Origin of the sequence: Hwanghaeella sp., assembly GCF_965227365.1 — a bacterium.
Classification (GTDB): domain Bacteria; phylum Pseudomonadota; class Alphaproteobacteria; order UBA8366; family Aestuariispiraceae; genus Hwanghaeella.
In genome coordinates this window covers 2114469-2131992 of record NZ_OZ245754.1, presented here as the reverse complement: position 1 = coordinate 2131992, position 17524 = coordinate 2114469, and the positions used below count along the sequence as shown (strand labels likewise).

Genomic DNA, 17524 nt, shown 5'->3' with positions numbered 1-17524 from the left:
CGGTCCTTATCCGCTCGGATTCGTCAGGCGCACGATCGTACTGACCGGCACCAGTTGTATTCCCTTCGCTTTCAGTGTCGGCAGCCATTCGGCCAATTCCGCGATTGTAGCGTCATGCGGATGCCCGATGGCGACCGCATAGCCCCGATCCCGAGCAATCCTTTCTGTCTTCGCCAGAGCGGCGGCCACGGCCTCCCGCCGCATATCATGATCCAGGAACACGTCCCGTGTCGCATTGGCGATTCCCATACGGCGGGCCAGGCGATAGCCGACGGTCTCCTGCGTGGTGATCGAATCCAGGAAAAGCAGGCCCTCGCGACGCAGTTTCTCTAGAACGGCCCGCATGCCCGGTTCCCATGCCGTGAACCGGCTGCCCATGTGATTATTGACCCCCACGTAACCGTCGAATTGCGCGAGTGCCCAGTCCAATCGTTCGGCCAGATCTTCAGGTTTCATGCCGGCCAGCAGGGCATTCGGTCCGGGATCCACATCGGGGTTTACCGGTTCCATGGGAAGATGCAGCATGACCTCATGCCCCTGCCTGCGCGCCGCATGAACGTGCTCACGCAGGTTATAGCCATAGGGAATGAAGGCCAGGGTCAGGAGGCCGTTCAGGGCAATGGTTCGCTTTGTGCGCGACTGGTCTATGCCCAGGTCGTCGATGACGATGGCGATCATCGGTTCCCCCAGAACCGTCTCCGATGGCGCCGCGTTCCTGACCCAGGCCGGCGCATCGGGTTCCGCCGGCGGCAAGGCGATTTCCACCGGCGCGACCGGCGCCGACACCGGTTTCGGCGGCGCCTCTGACGGCAATGCGGCAATATTCCCTGACGAAGCTTCCTTCGGTTTGGCGGATGGCCTCGGCTCGCTCTCGCGTTCCGCGCTTACCGGTCGCGACGGCAGGGGAATTGGCGTCCGGGCGTCTTCCGGTACAGCCGGATTCACCGGTTCCTCGAATTTGAAGTCCTTCAGGGCGTATTCGGAACGCGAAACCCGAACGGGCAGGCCATCGCCGGGCCGGACCTGCCTCTCCGATGTTCGTTCCGGAAGCGGCGGCAGAACGGCGGTCGATTGCGGCCGCCCCAAGGGGCCGGAAAGCAATACGCCGAGAACAAGGCCGAGCCCCAAGCCACTGGCAAAAACCAGAACGAGCTTACCCAAACCACGCCTTACCCTGCCCCTGTCACGCCGATGCGAACGGGCTTGATGTCCATGATTGCGGTTTCGCGCCATGCGGGTGCGGCCTAGTCTTTGATCGTTCTCAATGCCATGAGATGAACAGATTACCTGGATTCCAGACGCAATTCGAACCTTTCCGACCTATGGCCTATGACCGGGTTTGAACGGGCGCGGTTTTCCGGCTATGTCCAATCGGCGACGGTAGCGGCTAGGCAACAGCCCCTAGAATTGGAAGAGAGAACGCGATCATGTTGGTGCTGATCGATAACTACGACAGTTTCACCTACAATCTGGTCCATTTCCTGGGAGAACTGGGCGCGGAAACGGTCGTTCATCGAAACGACACCCTCAGCGCCGAAGACGTCGTCGCGCAAAATCCATCGGGCGTGGTGATTTCGCCGGGTCCGTGCAACCCGGACAAGGCGGGTATAAGCCTCGACATCGTGGCTGCCGCGGAACGGCATGGCTTCCCGCTGTTGGGTGTTTGCCTGGGTCATCAATCGATCGGACAGCATTTCGGCGGCAAAGTCGTTCAGGCGCCGCGGATCATGCACGGCAAGGTCGGTGAGATCCGACATACCGGTAAGGGCGTCTTCGAAGGACTACCCAGCCCGCTGAAAGCGACGCGGTATCACAGCCTTGTCGTCGACCGGGCGACGCTACCGGACTGTCTGGAAGTCACGGCGGAAACGGAAGACGATATCATCATGGGGCTTCAGCACCGGGAATTGCCAATTCACGGCGTTCAGTTCCATCCGGAGAGTATCGCGACCGAGCATGGCCATGCCCTGTTGCGGAATTTCCTCACCCTCACCCAATCGCCTTGGCGAAGGTCGAAAGCGGCTTGATTTCACGGCAACGGGCCAACCACAATCCAGACAGCCGGATCGAGACGCATCCGGCTGGGAGAAACGAACACGCCGCCGGCCGGCAAAACGGCCAAATCACAAGCTTGATGGGCGGTACAGACAACGGGGCAAAGGTATGAGTGCGGGCATTTCGGACTTCAAGGAAATCCTGGGTATCGTCGCGGATGGCGTGGCGCTCACCAAGGAACAGGCTGAGGCCGCCTTCGACATCGTCATGTCCGGTGACGCGACCCCGTCGCAGATGGGCGGGTTCCTGATGGCGCTTCGGGTCCGTGGCGAGACAGTGGACGAGATCACCGGCGCTGTGCGGGTGATGCGTTCTAAGGTCTTGCGGGTAAAAGCTCCGGAAGGCGCGATGGATATCGTCGGCACCGGTGGGGATGCATCAGGTACCTACAACATCTCGACCGCTTCGGCTTTCGTCACCGCGGGGGCCGGTGTGCCGGTTGCCAAGCACGGCAACCGCGCGTTTACCTCCAAGAGCGGCTCCGCCGATGTGCTGACCGCGCTTGGCATCGATCTGGATGCAGACCTCGGGAATGTGGAACGGTCGATCGCGGAAGCCGGCGTCGGGTTCCTAATGGCGCCGCGTCATCACGGCGCGATGCGCAATGTGGGACCGACCCGCGTAGAGATGGGGGTCCGCACCATCTTCAACATCCTGGGCCCGCTCTCCAACCCGGCCATGGTTGACCGTCTGCTGGTCGGTACCTTCGACCGCAAATGGATCGAACCAATGGCACAGACGCTCGCCAACGTGGGGACCAAATCGGCCTGGGTTGTTCATGGAGCGGACGGGTTGGACGAATTGAGCACGACAGGCCCGTCCTATGTCGCCGCTTTGAAGGATGGCAAAGTCACGACATTCGAAGTGACACCGGAAGACGCCGGCGTTCAACGCGCTTCCCTCTCGGACCTCAAAGGCGGCGAGCCGGAAGCCAACGCGGCGGCCATACGTTCCGTGCTCGATGGCTCAAAAGGCCCGTTCCGCGATATCGTTCTCATGAATGCGGGAGCAGCCCTCGTCGTCGCCGGTAAGGCCGACAATCTGAAGGCAGGTGCGGAACTGGCAGCGAAATCCATAGACGACGGCAAGGCACGCGCGGTGTTGGACAACATGCTGAAATTCGTCGGCACGAGAGGGGAGCAGGCATGAGTGACGTGCTCGCCAAGATCTGCAACGACAAGCGAGAGCACGTCGCGCGTCGCAAGGAGATTGTCCCACCTGCCGATATGGAACAATTGGCGGCACAAGGCCCTGCCCCGCGCGGTTTCATCCGGGCGCTGGAAGCAAAACATGCCGCCGGGCAATTCGCCCTGATCGCAGAAATCAAGAAAGCATCGCCTTCTAAGGGATTGATTCGGGAGGATTTCGCGCCGGTCGCTCTCGCACGCGCTTATCAGGCCGGTGGGGCGGCCTGCCTATCCGTCCTGACAGACGAGCCGTATTTCCAGGGACGGGATGAATACCTGACCGCCGCCCGCACCGCCGTTCGCCTGCCGGCCCTGCGCAAGGACTTCATGCTGGATCCTTATCAGGTGTATGAGGCCCGCGCCTTGGGCGCCGATTGCATCCTGCTGATCATGGCAGCGCTGGAAGATGCCCTGGCGGCTGAGTTGGAAGGTATCGCCCATAGCCTTGGCATGGACGTCCTGGTTGAGGTGCATGACGGTGAGGAACTTGACCGGGCTCTCGCCCTGAAGAGTCGCCTGATCGGGATCAATAATCGCAATCTCAAGACTTTGGAGGTCGATATTGCGACCACGGAAGATCTGGCTGGCCGGGTCGATGCAGACCGTATCCTGGTCGCGGAAAGCGGTCTTTACAGCCATGACGATCTGACGCGCATGTCCGCCGTGGGCGCAAAGACCTTTCTGGTCGGCGAATCCCTGATGCGCCAGGAAGACGTCGCGGCCGCGACGCGCACCCTGCTCGGATTGGACGACGAAGCCCGCCAGGCCTCCTAAACGTCCGGTCCCGCCCCATATAGAGCATTTTGAACGGAAGGCCGGTCATGAGCGCCGAGAACGAGGACGCAGCTTCGGAGAAACGCTTCACGCATTTCGATGCGGAAGGCAACGCCGTGATGGTGGATGTTTCCGCCAAGGAGTCCACCGCGCGGGTCGCGACGGCACATGGCCGGGTCGTCATGCAAAGGGAAACATTGCTGAAAATCCGGGAAGGCGGGTTCAAGAAAGGCGACGTGCTGGCCGTTGCGCAATTGGCCGGTATCATGGCGGCCAAGAAAACCCCTGACCTGATCCCGCTCTGTCATCCGCTGGCGCTCTCCTCCGTCAAGGTGAACCTGACCCTCAACGAGGCCCAAAACGCGGTTGAAATCGAGGCGACCTGCAAGATCACCGGACAGACCGGCGTCGAAATGGAAGCCCTCACCGCGGTCTCCGCCGCCGCCCTGACCGTCTACGACATGTGCAAGGCCGTCGATAAGGGCATGGTCATCGACAGGATCGAACTGGTCCACAAGGCCGGTGGAAAGTCGGGTGAGTACCGCCGCGATGCCACGCCGGGCGAACCGGCGGGAGGCCACAAGTGATCCCGGTCGAGGAAGCCCTCGGCCGTATTCTGGCCGCCATAAACGTACAACCCGCCGAACAAGTGTCGTTGAGAAACGCTTTAGGGCGGGTGCTCGCCGTGGATGTGACCTCACGACGGACCCAACCACCGGCTGCCATGTCCGCGATGGACGGATATGCCGTGAAAGCCGATGACGTTGCGTCGGTGCCCGCGGCGTTGCGTGTCGTGGCGGAAATCCCGGCTGGGGCCTCCTACGACACGGAACTGCGTGCCGGCGAAGCGGCGCGGATATTCACCGGCGCACCCCTCCCGCCGGGCGCGGACACCATCGTGATCCAGGAGGACACGGAACGCGACGGCGCAACGGTCACGGTAAAGGAAACCGCCCGCAAAGGCGCTTTCGTCCGCGCGGCAGGCTTGGATTTTGCGGAAGGAGAAACTCTCCTGAAAGCCGGCAAAGTCCTCAATGCACGGGATATCGGCCTCGCCGCAGCCATGAACCGGCCCTGGCTGATGGTTCGCCGACGGCCCCGGATAGCCATACTGGCGACCGGCGACGAGGTGGTGATGCCGGGCGACGAGTTGGGGCCCAATCAGATCGTCAGTTCCAATTCCCTCGCCCTTGCCGCCGCGGTTGAGGTGCTGGGTGGCGAACCGGTATTGCTTGGGATCGCGGCGGATGATGCGGAATCCCTGAAAACCCTGGCCGCCGGCGCGCGGGGTGCGGATCTGCTGGTCACCACCGGCGGTGCCTCGGTCGGCGAGCACGATCTGGTCCAATCGGTGCTGGGCGAAGACGGATTGACCGTCGACTTCTGGAAAATCGCGATGCGCCCTGGCAAACCGCTCATTTTCGGCTCGATGGGCAATACGCTGATGCTGGGCCTGCCGGGCAATCCGGTTTCCACCCTGGTCTGCGCAACGATCTTCATGGCGCCTGCCATCCGCGCCATGCTGGGTCGGAATGCGGGGTTGGAAGACCAGGAATTCACTGCACGGTGCGGTGTGGATTTGAAACGAAACGATCGCCGCCAGGACTATTTACGCGCTTCGCTTGCGAGCGGGTCGGACGGCACGCTGACGGCAACGCCTTTCGAAAAGCAGGACAGCTCCATGCTGCGCCTGTTGCAGCAGGCCGATTGCCTCGTCATCCGGGAACCGCATGCCGAGCCGCTCGCCAAGGGCGCGCCCGTCCGTTGCCTGCGTATTCCGGGTAGCGCGCTCAGTCTCTGAAAAACGCCTGTTATTTGGTGCGGACGGACGATAATGAGCCTTCAAGCACTCGCACTCATCCAACGTCCCAGGACCGATATCGATGAAGCTTTATGATTTTCCGCTCGCGGCCAACGCACAGCGCGTTCACGTATTCATGGCCGAAAAGGGACTGGACCTCGAAAGGGTTCGGGTCAATATCCGCCAAGGCGAGCAATTCGCCGAACCTTTCTGCAGCATGAACCCGTTCCATTGCGTGCCGGTCCTGGAATTGGACGACGGGACCGTGATCGCTGAATCGATGAGTATTTGCCGTTATCTTGAGGAACTGCATCCAAGCCCCTCGCTGTTCGGCAGAACGCCTGAAAAGAGGGCGGTCATCGACATGTGGGCGCGCCGGATGGAACTGGATGCCTTTATTCCCCTCCTGCATGCGTTACGGAATCACGCGCCGATGTTTGCCGGTCGCGTCGTTCCAGGAACCAATTCGGACTTGCCCCAAGTCCCGGAAATCGTGACCCGTGGTATCGACATGATGCAAGTTTTCCTAACCCGCCTCGAACCGCATTTGGAACGAAACGCCTTCCTCGCCGGTGAAGATTTCAGCGTCGCGGACATCACCGGTTTCTTCACGATGCGTCTTGCCGGTGCCGTTGGTATGGATATTTCCAAGGCGTTTCCGAATACGGCCCGTTGGCATGCGGATATTTCGGCGCGCCCCAGTTTCAAACTTTGACCGGGTTTAAGTCGTTCCAGCAGCTTATTCCCAGCCGTTGACAAGAAAAAAGAACACAAATAGAACGGAATTCGTTCCACGTTTGTTCGCAACCAATCGGCGAACATATCGTCAACGAGTTTAAAGCCCGGGCGTGATTGAATTCAATCGCGTTGGGCGGTGAGAGGCCATATGCTGACGCGCAAGCAATACGATCTTTTGACCTTCATTCACGACCGACTTCAAGAAACGGGTGTATCCCCTTCTTTTGATGAAATGAAGGCGGCGCTGGACTTGAAGTCGAAATCAGGCATCCATCGCTTGATAACCGGTTTGGAAGAGCGCGGGTATATCCGTCGTCTGCCGCATCGGGCAAGGGCCCTGGAAGTCGTCCGGTTGCCGGAGAACACGGAACCTGACTCCCTGCCGATCCGCAACCGCCGGGTGGAAGATATCCGGCAACGCGAAATCGGGACCCACGGATCGACGGTGCGCGGCTCGGCGGATTCGGTGCAACTGCCGTTATACGGTCGGATCGCGGCCGGTACGCCTATCGAGGCACTGCGCGACGAAGCAGCCCATGTGGAGGTCCCCGCCGCCCTGCTCGGCCGTGGCGATCACTACGCGTTGGAGGTCGATGGTGAGTCCATGATCGACGCTGGTATCCTGGATGGCGATACCGTGATCATCGAGCGGTGTGAACGAGCCGACGAGGGCCAGATTGTCGTCGCCCTGGTCGATCGGGAGGAAGTGACCCTGAAGCGGTTCCGGCATCTCGGCCCCCAGATCGGTCTTGAACCGGCCAATAAGACCTTTCAGATGCAGATCTACAGCCCGGACCAGGTGAACGTTCAGGGGCGTCTGGTCGGTTTGTTACGGCGGTACTGACCGCCCCACCGCGGCAACGGGAGGGATCTACTCCTCCCAATATCCCGGGTCGTCCGGCACCGCCCAAGGTACGTCCGCCCAAGGATCCTGCGCCCAGGGCCGGGAACGGCCCGGCGGATCCACCATCTGAACTAGAAACCCGTTATCCGTCAGCACGACGCTGTGCGCCCCGCCCCGGCGCAGCGTGAAAAAGTCGATCACCCGCTCCGGCCCGGAACACGTCTGCCGACGGACGGGAAAAGCAGCGATCAGGATATCCGAACGGCGGCAGTCGGCAGGCAAGCTGCGCGGATCCCAGGTAATAGCCACATTCATCCCGTCACGGGTCACCGTACACCCGAATGGATCGCACCGACCGTCGGTCCCGGGCCATGCCCCTTGTGATTGAGCCTCTTTTTCAATGGCATAGCTGTCGGCCCAACTGTCGCGCACGAAGTTTTCCCGACGAATGGTGCTGAAGCTGTAACCGCCATCCTGTTGACGCAACGCGATCAAACGTCCGGATTCGGAGACAAGTATGTCCGGCAGAGGCTGAGCCGGGAAAAGCAGGAAGCCGAAAAGGATGGGTATAACCCCGTATCCTCGCCAGCGTTCATGCCAGAGCGCCATCCAAAGACCGCCCAGGGCAATGGCGGCGACCGCGGTTCCGGAAAGCGTCGGAAAACTGACATGGGCCGCATCCCATGCCGCGATGGTCTTGGCGATCCACAGAACTCTCTCGATCCCCCAGCCCATGATCGCAAGAAAAGGCCCTTCCAGCCCGAAGGGCATCGCAATCACGCCGATCAACGCCATAGGCATGATCAGAAAGGCCATGAGCGGCACCGCGACCAAGTTTGACAGGGCGCCTAGGGTCGCGACCCGGCCGAAATGGTGCCAGACGAAAGGCATGGTGGCCAAGGTTGCGATCAGGGTCGTGGTAAGGACGCCAATCCCATAGCGGACCGGACCGGCCACGTGCCCAAGTCCTTCAAACGCAGAGCGGAAGCGCGGGCCATGAGCCTCATACACGGCGACCAGGGCGACGACGGCCGCGAAGGACATCTGAAATCCTGGCCCAATGACCGATTCAGGGCGAAGAAGGATGACCAGCGTCGCTGCCACGGCGACGAGACGCATCGATATCGCCTGGCGATCCGTCATGACGGCAAGCAGCACCAGTCCCGTCATGATGAAGGCACGCTGAGTCGGCACCGTACCGCCGGAAATCAGCAAATAGAGGAAACTTCCCAGTAATGCCGCGCCGGCCGCCCATTTCTTGATCGGGTAATGCAACGCCATGGTTTCGGAGAGAGCGAAGAGCATCCGAACCAGAAAGAAGATCGTCGTCGCCACCAACCCCAAATGCAGTCCGGAGATTGCAAGGAGATGCGCCAGGCCCGAGTCGCGCATCGCCTCAAGGCTCTCCTCCGCAAGGCCACCGCGGTCCCCGGTGATGACCGCAACAGCGATATCGCCGGGCTCACCAGGAATCGCGGCTCGCACCCGCTCGGCTATGCCCACCCGCACCTCATGCAGAATAGAACCCATGGATACGCCGCCCGACACAGCCAGGATCTGAGGCGCTCCGATCGCGTAACCGGTTCCTCCCAAACGATGGAACCAGGCCCAGCGTCGAAAATCGAAACCATCTGGGTGGGTGGCCCGGCCTGGGGGCCGCAAGATCGCGCGTATTGAAAAAGTGTCACCGATGCCGAGTTCGCCTACGGAACCACCGGCGATCGTGATCCTGACTAATTTCGGTACAGGCCCCTGGAAACGCCCTTCCATACGGTCGACAGAGAGTGTGAGCCGCGTCCTAGCCCCCCGTGCCTCCAGTTCCCGGAGCACGCCGATGACCTCTACGGCGCCTGTTGGACGCTCCAGAACCGGACCGGCCACACTTTCCGACCGTGACGCCGCCAACTGAAAACCGATCGCAAACAAGGCTATAGCCATCAGGGTTGCGGCAAAGGTTTCGTCCCGGTTCCGCAATAGCAGCGCCGTCGCAAAAGCAAGAGAACCGATTGCCCCGCCGATCCAAGGAAGCGGTTCCTGCCCGGCCGTCAGATAGGCCGCCGCCCCCGCTCCCAACAGAACGGGAATCCAGAGCATCCAGCGCTCACGATCCTTCAACCAGTTTTCCCGAATACCGGTCATCGGGCTCTTTCTCTTGACGATGACTACCGCGCGGACCGGCGCGTGACGGCACCACGCCTCAAAACAATTTGCCGATCCGGGTGGCTATGCTACACCGCGCGGCGTCGTCGTGAACCCGTCTTGGCGGATGTTTGTCCGACGTCCCAGTGTCCAATCCCCTCAGGTTCCTGCGGAGTATCCCATGTCGGTCGTCACGCGTTTCGCCCCCTCCCCAACCGGTTTCCTGCATATCGGCGGCGCCAGAACAGCCCTTTTCAACTGGCTTTATGCGCGCCATCACGGCGGCAAATACCTGTTGCGGATCGAGGATACGGATCGCGCCCGCTCCACCCAGGAAGCAATCGATGCAATTCTGGACGGCTTGAACTGGCTTGGCCTGATGCCGGACGGGGATGTGGTGTACCAGTCCCGGAATGCGACGCGGCACGCAGATGTCGCGAAATCGCTTCTGGCGGAAGGCAAGGCCTATTACTGCTATTGTTCGCCGGAAGAACTCGCGGAAATGCGGGAAAAGGCGAAGGCGGAAGGCCGCCCGATGCGTTATGACGGCACGTGGCGGGACAGAGACCCGGCCGAGGCGCCCGCCGGCGTCGATCCCGTCATCCGCTTGAAAATGCCGCAGGATGGCGAAACGACCATCCACGACCAGGTTCAGGGCGAAGTTACCATAGGCAATTCCCAGTTGGACGACATGATCCTGCTGCGGTCCGACGGCACCCCGACCTATATGCTATCCGTCGTGGTCGACGACCATGACATGGGCGTCACCCATGTCATCCGCGGCGATGACCACCTGACAAATGCTTTCCGTCAGTATCAGCTGTTCGTTGCCTGCGGATGGGACGTTCCGAGCTTTGCCCATATTCCGCTTATCCATGGTCCGGACGGCGCCAAATTGTCAAAGCGGCACGGCGCGCTGGGCGTCGACGCCTATCGCGAGATGGGTTACCTGCCGGAAGCGATCAACAACTACCTGCTTCGCCTCGGCTGGGCGCATGGCGACGAGGAAATCATAAGTCAGGAAAAGGCCGTCGAGTGGTTCGACCTGCCCGCCGTGGGCAAATCCGCTTCCCGCTTCGATTTCGCAAAGCTGGAAAATCTGAACGGGCACTATATCCGGCACGCCGACGATGCTCGTCTAGCGGCTCTCGCGGCTGCGGCAATCGGAAATGTGGACGAGTCCGGGCTCGCCTTACTGACGGCCGGCATGCCCGGCCTGAAAGAGCGCGCTAAGACGGTCGCTCAACTCGCTGAAAGTGCTGGGTTTTACCTGCGCCGACCGACCTTCCCTCTTGAAATCCCCAAAGCGGCGAAATTGTTGTCCGGCGATGCGCCCGCGCTACTCGCCGAGGTCGCCGATTTCCTGGAAACCTATCAAGATTGGGCGGAAGACAGTTTGCAAGAGGCCCTGCGTGCCTGGGCGGAAGAACGGGAATTGGGCCTTGGAAAGATCGCCCAGCCGCTTCGTGCCGCCCTGACCGGCTCCAACATTTCTCCCAGTATTTTCGAAATCATGGTGGTTCTGGGTAAGGAAGAAAGCCTGGCCCGCATCCGTGCTGCGGCCGCACAATCCTAGGCACCGAAACACACCCTTTCCCATATCTGAACACCGCACCACCATTTGCGTCAAAACGGGGCACGGCGTATAAATGCGTCGCTCTTTATGCGTTGCAGCAAAGCTGCAATCAGCCACGGACATATCCCCGGAAGTCTGGGTGGGGGGCCGAGGCATACTTCGGAGATAAAGGAGGCTGGAATGGCTGAAGATAAGAACTACGTGACCCTAGTCGATCACCCCACGGGGAAGAGTTACGATTTCCCGCTGATGGACGGAACGACGGGGCCCAAGGTCATCGACGTCCGCAAACTGTATGCTGAAACCGGCTATTTCACCTATGACCCGGGTTTCACGTCCACGGGTTCCTGTGAATCGGAGATCACCTATATCGACGGCGATGCCGGCATTTTGCTGCACCGCGGTTTCCGAATCGAAGACCTCGCCGAACACTGCACCTTTATGGAAGTAGCCTACCTTCTGTTGCGCGGTCAGTTGCCGAACCTGCAGGAAAAGGAAGAGTTCGAGAAGACCATCACCTATCACACGATGGTCCACGAACAGTTGCTGAACTTCTATCGCGGTTTCCGGCGCGACGCCCATCCGATGGCTGTCATGGTCGGTGTTGTCGGCGCTCTGTCGTCCTTCTATCACGACTCCACGGACATTAACGATCCGAAGCAGCGGATGATCGCCTCTCACCGGCTTATCGCTAAAATGCCGACCATTGCGGCGATGGCGTACAAATATTCGGTCGGTCAGCCTTTCATCTATCCGCGCAATGACCTGTCATACGCGGAAGACTTTCTGCACATGACGTTCTCTGTCCCGGCTGAACAGTATGAAATCAGCCCGACCGTTTCGCGTGCAATGGACCGTATCTTCATCCTGCATGCGGACCATGAACAGAACGCGTCGACCTCCACTGTCCGCATCGCCGGTTCGTCGGGGGCTAACCCGTTTGCCTGCATCGCAGCCGGCATCTCCTGCCTGTGGGGACCGGCGCATGGCGGGGCGAACGAAGCCGTGCTGAACATGCTCGCCGAAATCGGCCACAAGGATAACATTCCGAAGTTCATCGAAAAGGCGAAAGACAAGAACGATCCCTTCCGCCTGATGGGTTTCGGACACCGCGTCTACAAGAACATCGATCCCCGCGCGACCGTGTTGAAAAAGAGTGCCGACGAAGTTCTGGCCGAACTCGGTGTCGACGATCCGCTTCTGGAATTGGCGCAGGAATTGGAGCATATCGCTCGCAACGACGATTATTTCGTCGAACGTAAACTGTTCCCGAATGTCGACTTCTATTCCGGCATCATCCTGAAGGCGATCGGCTTCCCGACCAGCATGTTCACCGTGCTGTTCGCCCTGGCCCGTACCGTCGGCTGGGTCGCGCAATGGAACGAAATGATCACCGATCCGTCGCAGAAGATCGGTCGCCCGCGTCAGCTGTACAAGGGCAACACCGAACTGCCGTTCATTCCGATCGACAAGCGCTAAGACGTCTCGAGTGCGAATAGGTAAAGGGCGGAGCAATGTTCTCCGCCCTTTTCTTTTGGACGCCCGCGGTTAGGTCCGAACCCCGATATCTTCCAGGATCGCCCGCGCTGCCGCTTCGCTTGGCGAGCCGCCATCCAGCGGGCGCAGTGATTTCAAACCGCGTTCCAGTCCTTCCAACTGCTGCATACCGTCTTGGCCGAGCAAGCGTTCCAGATCCCTTGCCAATAGGTCGCCACGGCATTCGCTCTGCAATCGTTCCGGAATCGGTGGGGCACGGCCCTCCATGACGGCCATGATGTTCAACAGACTGGCGTAATCAATCTTGACCATCCGTCGGACGATCCAATGCGTAAGACCGTTCATCCGATAGGCTATGACTGCCGGTGTGCCGGCGAGTGCGAGTTCAAGAGACACGGTGCCTGAGGCCGCGACAGCCGCATCGGCTGCCTTCATCGCTCCGAACCGTTCAGCCTCCCCGGTCACAACTGTGATCGGAACCGGCCAGTCGCTTGCCATCTCGCTTACCAGTTGATGTAGATGCGGCACTGTCGGCAGAACGCAGGTGAAATCGAGCCCCCTGCCCAGCAACCGCTCGATCGCGTCGCGAAACGGCGCCATATGACGCGTGACTTCGCCGCGCCGGCTCCCCGGCAACACGGCAACCACCTTACTATCGGGCTCAATTCCATGCGCCTGACGAAACGCTGCTCCATCTGCGTCTTTCAGGCCCGATTCCAGTACGGAATGCCCGACGAATGTTGTCTTCAGCCCAACCGCCTCGAAATAGGGCGGTTCAAACGGCAGAAGGGTCAGTAGATGGTCGAAATGCCGCTTGAACTTGTGCACGCGGTTCTCGCGCCAAGCCCAAACCGTAGGCGCGACATAGTGAATTTTCCGGATACCGGGCGACTTGATCTTGGTCACGAAACCATGGGCGAAACCCGGTGAGTCGATGGTTACAACCGCGTCCGGTTTCAACGTGTCCACGGCCGCGGCGGCCTCTCGCATACGGGCCATGATCCGCCGTGCATGCGGCAACACCTCCAACAGCCCCATGACGGATAATTCGGACATCGGAAACAGGCTTCGCAGGCCTTCGGCTTCCATCAGCGGTCCGCCGATCCCATGGATTTCGACCTTGTCCTCGGTCAATCGTCGCAGGGCCCGGATCAAACGCGCGCCCAGAGCATCGCCCGAGGGTTCTCCCGCAACCAGGAACAGTACGGATTTTCCGGTAAAGGACATCGCTTTCAGAGCGTCACGGCGGTGATGAAAAGTCGGGCACGGTCCGCTGCGGCAACCGTCGCGTCACGGTCGACGATGATCGTCCGGTCGGCCTCGATCGCTATACCGGAAAATCCAGCCGCCGATACCCGTTCAACCGTTTGTTCCCCGATTGTCGGCAAATCGACCCGATTATCCTGTCCCGGTTTGGCAATCTTGACCAATACGGGCCCGGGCCCGGGCCGTTTCAAGGCGCCGCAACGCTCAATCAGGGCATCCGTACCCTCAATAGCCTCTACACCGAGGACAAGCCCCTCCTGCACCACGACGGCCTGTCCGACATCGGCCGGGCCCAAAGCCTTGAGCACGAACAACCCGCGATCGATGTCGGCTTGCCTCGCTTCATCAGGCCGCGTTTCGGTCAACAGGCCGCTTGCGGCCCCGGTCGGTCCGAGGACGTCGCCAACCGATACGACGTTGAAACCGTGCTTGTCCTGAAAATAGTTCGCGACTCTGGTCAACAGATCGTCGTCACCGCCGGCCCCTTTGCCGACCGTTGCGAAGAATTTCAACGCTTCCGCATCGGGTCGCAATTGCGCAAGGCTCGGCCGACTGACCTTTCCGGCCATCACGAGGTCCCGAACCCCTTCCTTCTTGAAAGCCTTCAATGCCTTGCCGGCGGCACCCAAGCGAAGAACCGCGTGTGGAAACCGCGCCAGTTGGTCGATATCCGCATGGTTTTCAATTGCAACGACGAAAAACGGACGTCCGGATTCTTCACAAGCCTCGCAGATACGGACCGGAAGATCGCCCCCACCCGCGATGATCCCTAGCTTAGTCGCCATGTCCGGATTTTGGTTGGGTAATTCCGCGCGAGGAACTCGCCGCCATGAATTCCACGATTTCCATCACTCCCGAATTGCCGTCAAAGAGCTTTGCCACATCCTGCACCCGTTCGCCCATGGTGCCTTCGTCGGCGAACAGCATCCGATAAGCACGGCGAAGGTGATGTACATCATCCTTGTTGAAGCCGCGCCGTTTGAGCCCGACGATGTTCAGGCCGCTCAGTCGGGCCCGGTCCCCCATCACGGAACCGTAAGGAATGACGTCATTCTCGACGCCCGACATCCCGCCGACCATGGCATGTTTGCCGATCCGGACGAATTGGTGCACGGCTGACAGCCCGCCGATGATCGCGAAATCCTCGACAATTACATGACCCGCCAGGGTCGCGTTGTTGGCCATGATGACATTATTGCCGACAATACAATCATGAGCGACATGGACGCCGACCATGAACAGGCCATTGTCCCCGACACGGGTTTCCATGCCGCCGCCTTCGGTCCCCGGATTCATCGTCACATGTTCACGGATCCGGTTCTTTCGACCGATGATCAGTTTCGACGGCTCGCCGTTGTATTTCAGGTCCTGAGGCTGAGTGCCGATCGACGCAAAAGGAAAAATCTCGGTTTCCTCGCCGATCTCGGTCCGACCGTCCACGACGACATGGGAATGCAGCCTGACACCGTCGCCGAGTTTGACTTCGGCGCCAACGACGCAGTAAGGGCCGATAATGACGCCTTCGCCGATGGCGGCGGCAGGATCGATAATCGCGGTTTGGTGAATCGTGGCGGTCATTCAGAGTCCTTGATCATGGCGGTGAAAATCGCCTCAGCCACAAGAGTGCCGTCGACCATGGCCTTGCCTTCGAATTTCCAGACCGGCCCACGGTTCTGCTTCCGGGTAACGTGGATCATCAATTGATCCCCCGGTTCCACGGGACGACGGAATTTCGCTTCCTCAACGGACATGAAGTAGACCAGCTTGCCTTCCGCATCCGTGCCGAGCGAGGAAACGACCACCACGCCGGCGGTTTGGGCCATGCTCTCCACGATCAACACGCCGGGCATGATAGGGCGTTCGGGGAAATGCCCCTGGAAATGCGGTTCGTTGATCGAAACGTTCTTTACACCAATCGCACCTTCGAACGGCACGAAGTTGATGACCCTATCCACCATGAGGAACGGATACCTGTGCGGAATCCGCTTCATGACGTCATTGATTTCAATGGTTTGGGATGCCGCCGTATCCGATTCCGCCATCGTTCGTTATTCCTGTTCTTTGACCATGCGATTCAGCAGCGCATTCTTACGCAGCCACAGTTTGTGTTGCCCAGCCGGCACGCCGGCAACGGTAGACCCCGCAGGGATGGATTTGGTTACCCCGGACATTGCAGCGATTCTGGTCCCCGCGCCGACCGTCAAATGACCGGCGATACCGACTTTAGCCGCGCAGACCACGAAGTCTTCGAGAACGGCACTGCCGGCGATACCAGTTTGGCCCGCAAGGACGCAATTCCTGCCGAGGCGCACGTTGTGCCCGATCTGGACCAGATTATCAATCTTGCAGCCATCCCCGATCACCGTGTCGGGGCCCATCCCACGGTCGATGGTGGTGTTCGCCCCGATCTCGACGTCATTGCCAACGACGACCCGGCCCAATTGCGGCAGTTCCACATGCCCGCGCGGATCCATCGCAAAGCCGAAGCCGCGCGTCCCGATCCTGGCACCGGGATGGATCTGGACCCGGTCGCCGATATCGCAGCACTCCAGCGTGGCCGTTGCGCCGACCCGACCGTCAGCGCCGAGGGTTATCCCGGCGCCCAAAACCGCATTGGGGCCGATATGCGTGCGCGGGCCGACAGTGGCGCCGTCTCCAATCACGGCACCGGCATCCACCCGGACACCCTCGCCGAGCGTTGCGGATTCCGCGACGCAGGCGTTGGGGTGAATTCCCGGCACGGTCTTCGGCACGGGATAAAAGGCCTGAACGATCAACGCAAAACTTCGATACGGCGCAGCGCTGACCAAAAGATTTACGCCGGGCGGGGCAAGTTCCACATCGCGGGGCGCGACGACACAGGCGCCGGCCTTTGTCTGCGTAAAAGCCGATATGTACTTGCGATTATCCAGGAAACTGACTTGATCCGGTCCTGCTTCGGTCAAGGTACCGATATCATGGATCTGCATCCCGGCCTTGTCCGGTGCCTGCAACTCCGCCTCCCCCAACTCGGCGAGGGCGGCAAGCGTGAAGGGTCCTTGTCTCTGAAAAAAACGGGGGTCAGCCATGACGGTCCCTTACGTAAGCTATTCTAGGGTGACCGTCTGGATACGCTGATTCAACCGTTTCAGGGCCTCTTCGCTCACCAGCAATTCACCATCCACATAGGAAACGGTGCGATCTTCGCGTGACATGTTCAACATCAGGTTGATGCCGCGTTCCTGGGCGATTTCAACGACGACTTCCCGCAAGGCTTCACGGATTTGGCGCCGGGCCGAGGCGTAAAGTCGGTCCAGTTCCTGCTTCCGTTGATTGGCGACGCCCTGCAGTTCAGCCAGCTTCTGTCGAAACTCCTGCTGGCGTTGTTGGAACACTTCCGGTGCCAGGACATTCTGCTGGGAAACGAGCGCGTTGCGTTCCTCTTCCAGCCCTCGCTGTTCGGTTTCCAACTGGGACTGGAACGCAGCACGACGTGCTTCTATCTGGTCGCGCAAACTCTGCCATGCGACCGATTGACGTTCGACCGCGCTGACATCGATGACCGCGATGACCGGCGCCGGCATCTGCTGCGCCTGTGCATTCGCGGAAAAGGCATAAACGAAAGCAATTCCCACCGCGAATAGGTATGCCCTAATCGACCGTGACAT

At 60.2% G+C, this 17524-nt stretch carries 17 protein-coding genes; 9 read left to right on the top strand and 8 right to left on the bottom strand.

The window, feature by feature from the left end:
• Nucleotides 1-6 precede the first annotated feature (6 nt).
• The gene (locus tag ACQK2G_RS09760; RefSeq protein ID WP_425404836.1) at nt 7-1161 is read right to left on the bottom strand and encodes a divergent polysaccharide deacetylase family protein; all 1155 of its coding nucleotides are present in this window, start codon (nt 1159-1161) and stop codon (nt 7-9) included.
• 266 nt (nt 1162-1427) lie between these two features.
• Here ACQK2G_RS09760 and ACQK2G_RS09755 point away from each other — a divergent pair, with 266 nt between their 5' ends.
• The 7 genes from ACQK2G_RS09755 (at nt 1428) to lexA (ending at nt 7399) form a co-directional block, all read left to right on the top strand.
• Nucleotides 1428-2027 (top strand): anthranilate synthase component II, encoded by a 600-nt coding sequence (locus tag ACQK2G_RS09755; protein ID WP_425404835.1) that lies wholly within the window; start codon nt 1428-1430, stop codon nt 2025-2027.
• A gap of 136 nt (nt 2028-2163) precedes the next feature.
• Nucleotides 2164-3204 (top strand): anthranilate phosphoribosyltransferase, encoded by a 1041-nt coding sequence (gene trpD, locus ACQK2G_RS09750; RefSeq protein ID WP_425404834.1) that lies wholly within the window; start codon nt 2164-2166, stop codon nt 3202-3204.
• Nucleotides 3201-4016: an indole-3-glycerol phosphate synthase TrpC gene (trpC, locus tag ACQK2G_RS09745; RefSeq protein WP_425404833.1), complete on the top strand. Its 816-nt coding sequence runs from the start codon at nt 3201-3203 to the stop codon at nt 4014-4016. The genes trpD and trpC overlap by 4 nt, the downstream gene beginning before the upstream one ends.
• A gap of 47 nt (nt 4017-4063) precedes the next feature.
• Complete coding sequence (gene moaC, locus ACQK2G_RS09740) at nt 4064-4603, top strand: cyclic pyranopterin monophosphate synthase MoaC (RefSeq protein ID WP_425404832.1); 540 nt, start codon at nt 4064-4066, stop codon at nt 4601-4603.
• Nucleotides 4600-5817: a gephyrin-like molybdotransferase Glp gene (gene glp, locus ACQK2G_RS09735; RefSeq protein ID WP_425404831.1), complete on the top strand. Its 1218-nt coding sequence runs from the start codon at nt 4600-4602 to the stop codon at nt 5815-5817. Before moaC ends, glp begins: the two co-directional genes overlap by 4 nt.
• A gap of 82 nt (nt 5818-5899) precedes the next feature.
• Nucleotides 5900-6532, top strand: a complete 633-nt coding sequence (locus ACQK2G_RS09730; RefSeq protein WP_425404830.1) for a glutathione S-transferase family protein — start codon at nt 5900-5902, stop codon at nt 6530-6532.
• A 171-nt stretch (nt 6533-6703) separates the two neighbouring features.
• Nucleotides 6704-7399, top strand: coding sequence for a transcriptional repressor LexA (gene lexA, locus ACQK2G_RS09725; protein ID WP_425404829.1), 696 nt, complete (start codon nt 6704-6706; stop codon nt 7397-7399).
• 27 nt (nt 7400-7426) lie between these two features.
• On the opposite strand, the gene ACQK2G_RS09720 is transcribed toward lexA, so the two are convergent.
• The gene (locus ACQK2G_RS09720; protein ID WP_425404828.1) at nt 7427-9538 is read right to left on the bottom strand and encodes a ComEC/Rec2 family competence protein; all 2112 of its coding nucleotides are present in this window, start codon (nt 9536-9538) and stop codon (nt 7427-7429) included.
• A 181-nt stretch (nt 9539-9719) separates the two neighbouring features.
• On the opposite strand from ACQK2G_RS09720, the gene gltX reads away from it, so the two are divergent.
• Together gltX and ACQK2G_RS09710 are read left to right on the top strand one after the other, a co-directional pair.
• Nucleotides 9720-11114 carry a glutamate--tRNA ligase gene (gene gltX, locus ACQK2G_RS09715; RefSeq protein WP_425404827.1) on the top strand — a complete coding sequence of 465 codons (1395 nt, stop codon included), beginning with the start codon at nt 9720-9722 and terminating at the stop codon, nt 11112-11114.
• Nucleotides 11115-11294: 180 nt separating this feature from the next.
• Nucleotides 11295-12593 carry a citrate synthase gene (locus tag ACQK2G_RS09710; protein WP_425404826.1) on the top strand — a complete coding sequence of 433 codons (1299 nt, stop codon included), beginning with the start codon at nt 11295-11297 and terminating at the stop codon, nt 12591-12593.
• Nucleotides 12594-12662: 69 nt separating this feature from the next.
• Here the strand turns inward: ACQK2G_RS09710 and lpxB are convergent, their stop codons facing one another.
• The 6 genes from lpxB to ACQK2G_RS09680 are packed head-to-tail and all read right to left on the bottom strand — an operon-like array spanning nt 12663 to nt 17524.
• Nucleotides 12663-13838 (bottom strand): lipid-A-disaccharide synthase, encoded by a 1176-nt coding sequence (lpxB, locus tag ACQK2G_RS09705; protein ID WP_425404825.1) that lies wholly within the window; start codon nt 13836-13838, stop codon nt 12663-12665.
• 5 nt (nt 13839-13843) lie between these two features.
• Nucleotides 13844-14662 carry an LpxI family protein gene (locus tag ACQK2G_RS09700; RefSeq protein WP_425404824.1) on the bottom strand — a complete coding sequence of 273 codons (819 nt, stop codon included), beginning with the start codon at nt 14660-14662 and terminating at the stop codon, nt 13844-13846.
• Complete coding sequence (lpxA, locus tag ACQK2G_RS09695) at nt 14652-15455, bottom strand: acyl-ACP--UDP-N-acetylglucosamine O-acyltransferase (RefSeq protein WP_425404823.1); 804 nt, start codon at nt 15453-15455, stop codon at nt 14652-14654. The genes ACQK2G_RS09700 and lpxA overlap by 11 nt, the downstream gene beginning before the upstream one ends.
• Nucleotides 15452-15919 (bottom strand): 3-hydroxyacyl-ACP dehydratase FabZ, encoded by a 468-nt coding sequence (gene fabZ, locus ACQK2G_RS09690; protein ID WP_425404822.1) that lies wholly within the window; start codon nt 15917-15919, stop codon nt 15452-15454. Before fabZ ends, lpxA begins: the two co-directional genes overlap by 4 nt.
• Before the next feature lie 6 nt (nt 15920-15925).
• Nucleotides 15926-16945 carry a UDP-3-O-(3-hydroxymyristoyl)glucosamine N-acyltransferase gene (lpxD, locus tag ACQK2G_RS09685; RefSeq protein ID WP_425404821.1) on the bottom strand — a complete coding sequence of 340 codons (1020 nt, stop codon included), beginning with the start codon at nt 16943-16945 and terminating at the stop codon, nt 15926-15928.
• 18 nt (nt 16946-16963) lie between these two features.
• Nucleotides 16964-17524: an OmpH family outer membrane protein gene (locus tag ACQK2G_RS09680; RefSeq protein ID WP_425404820.1), complete on the bottom strand. Its 561-nt coding sequence runs from the start codon at nt 17522-17524 to the stop codon at nt 16964-16966.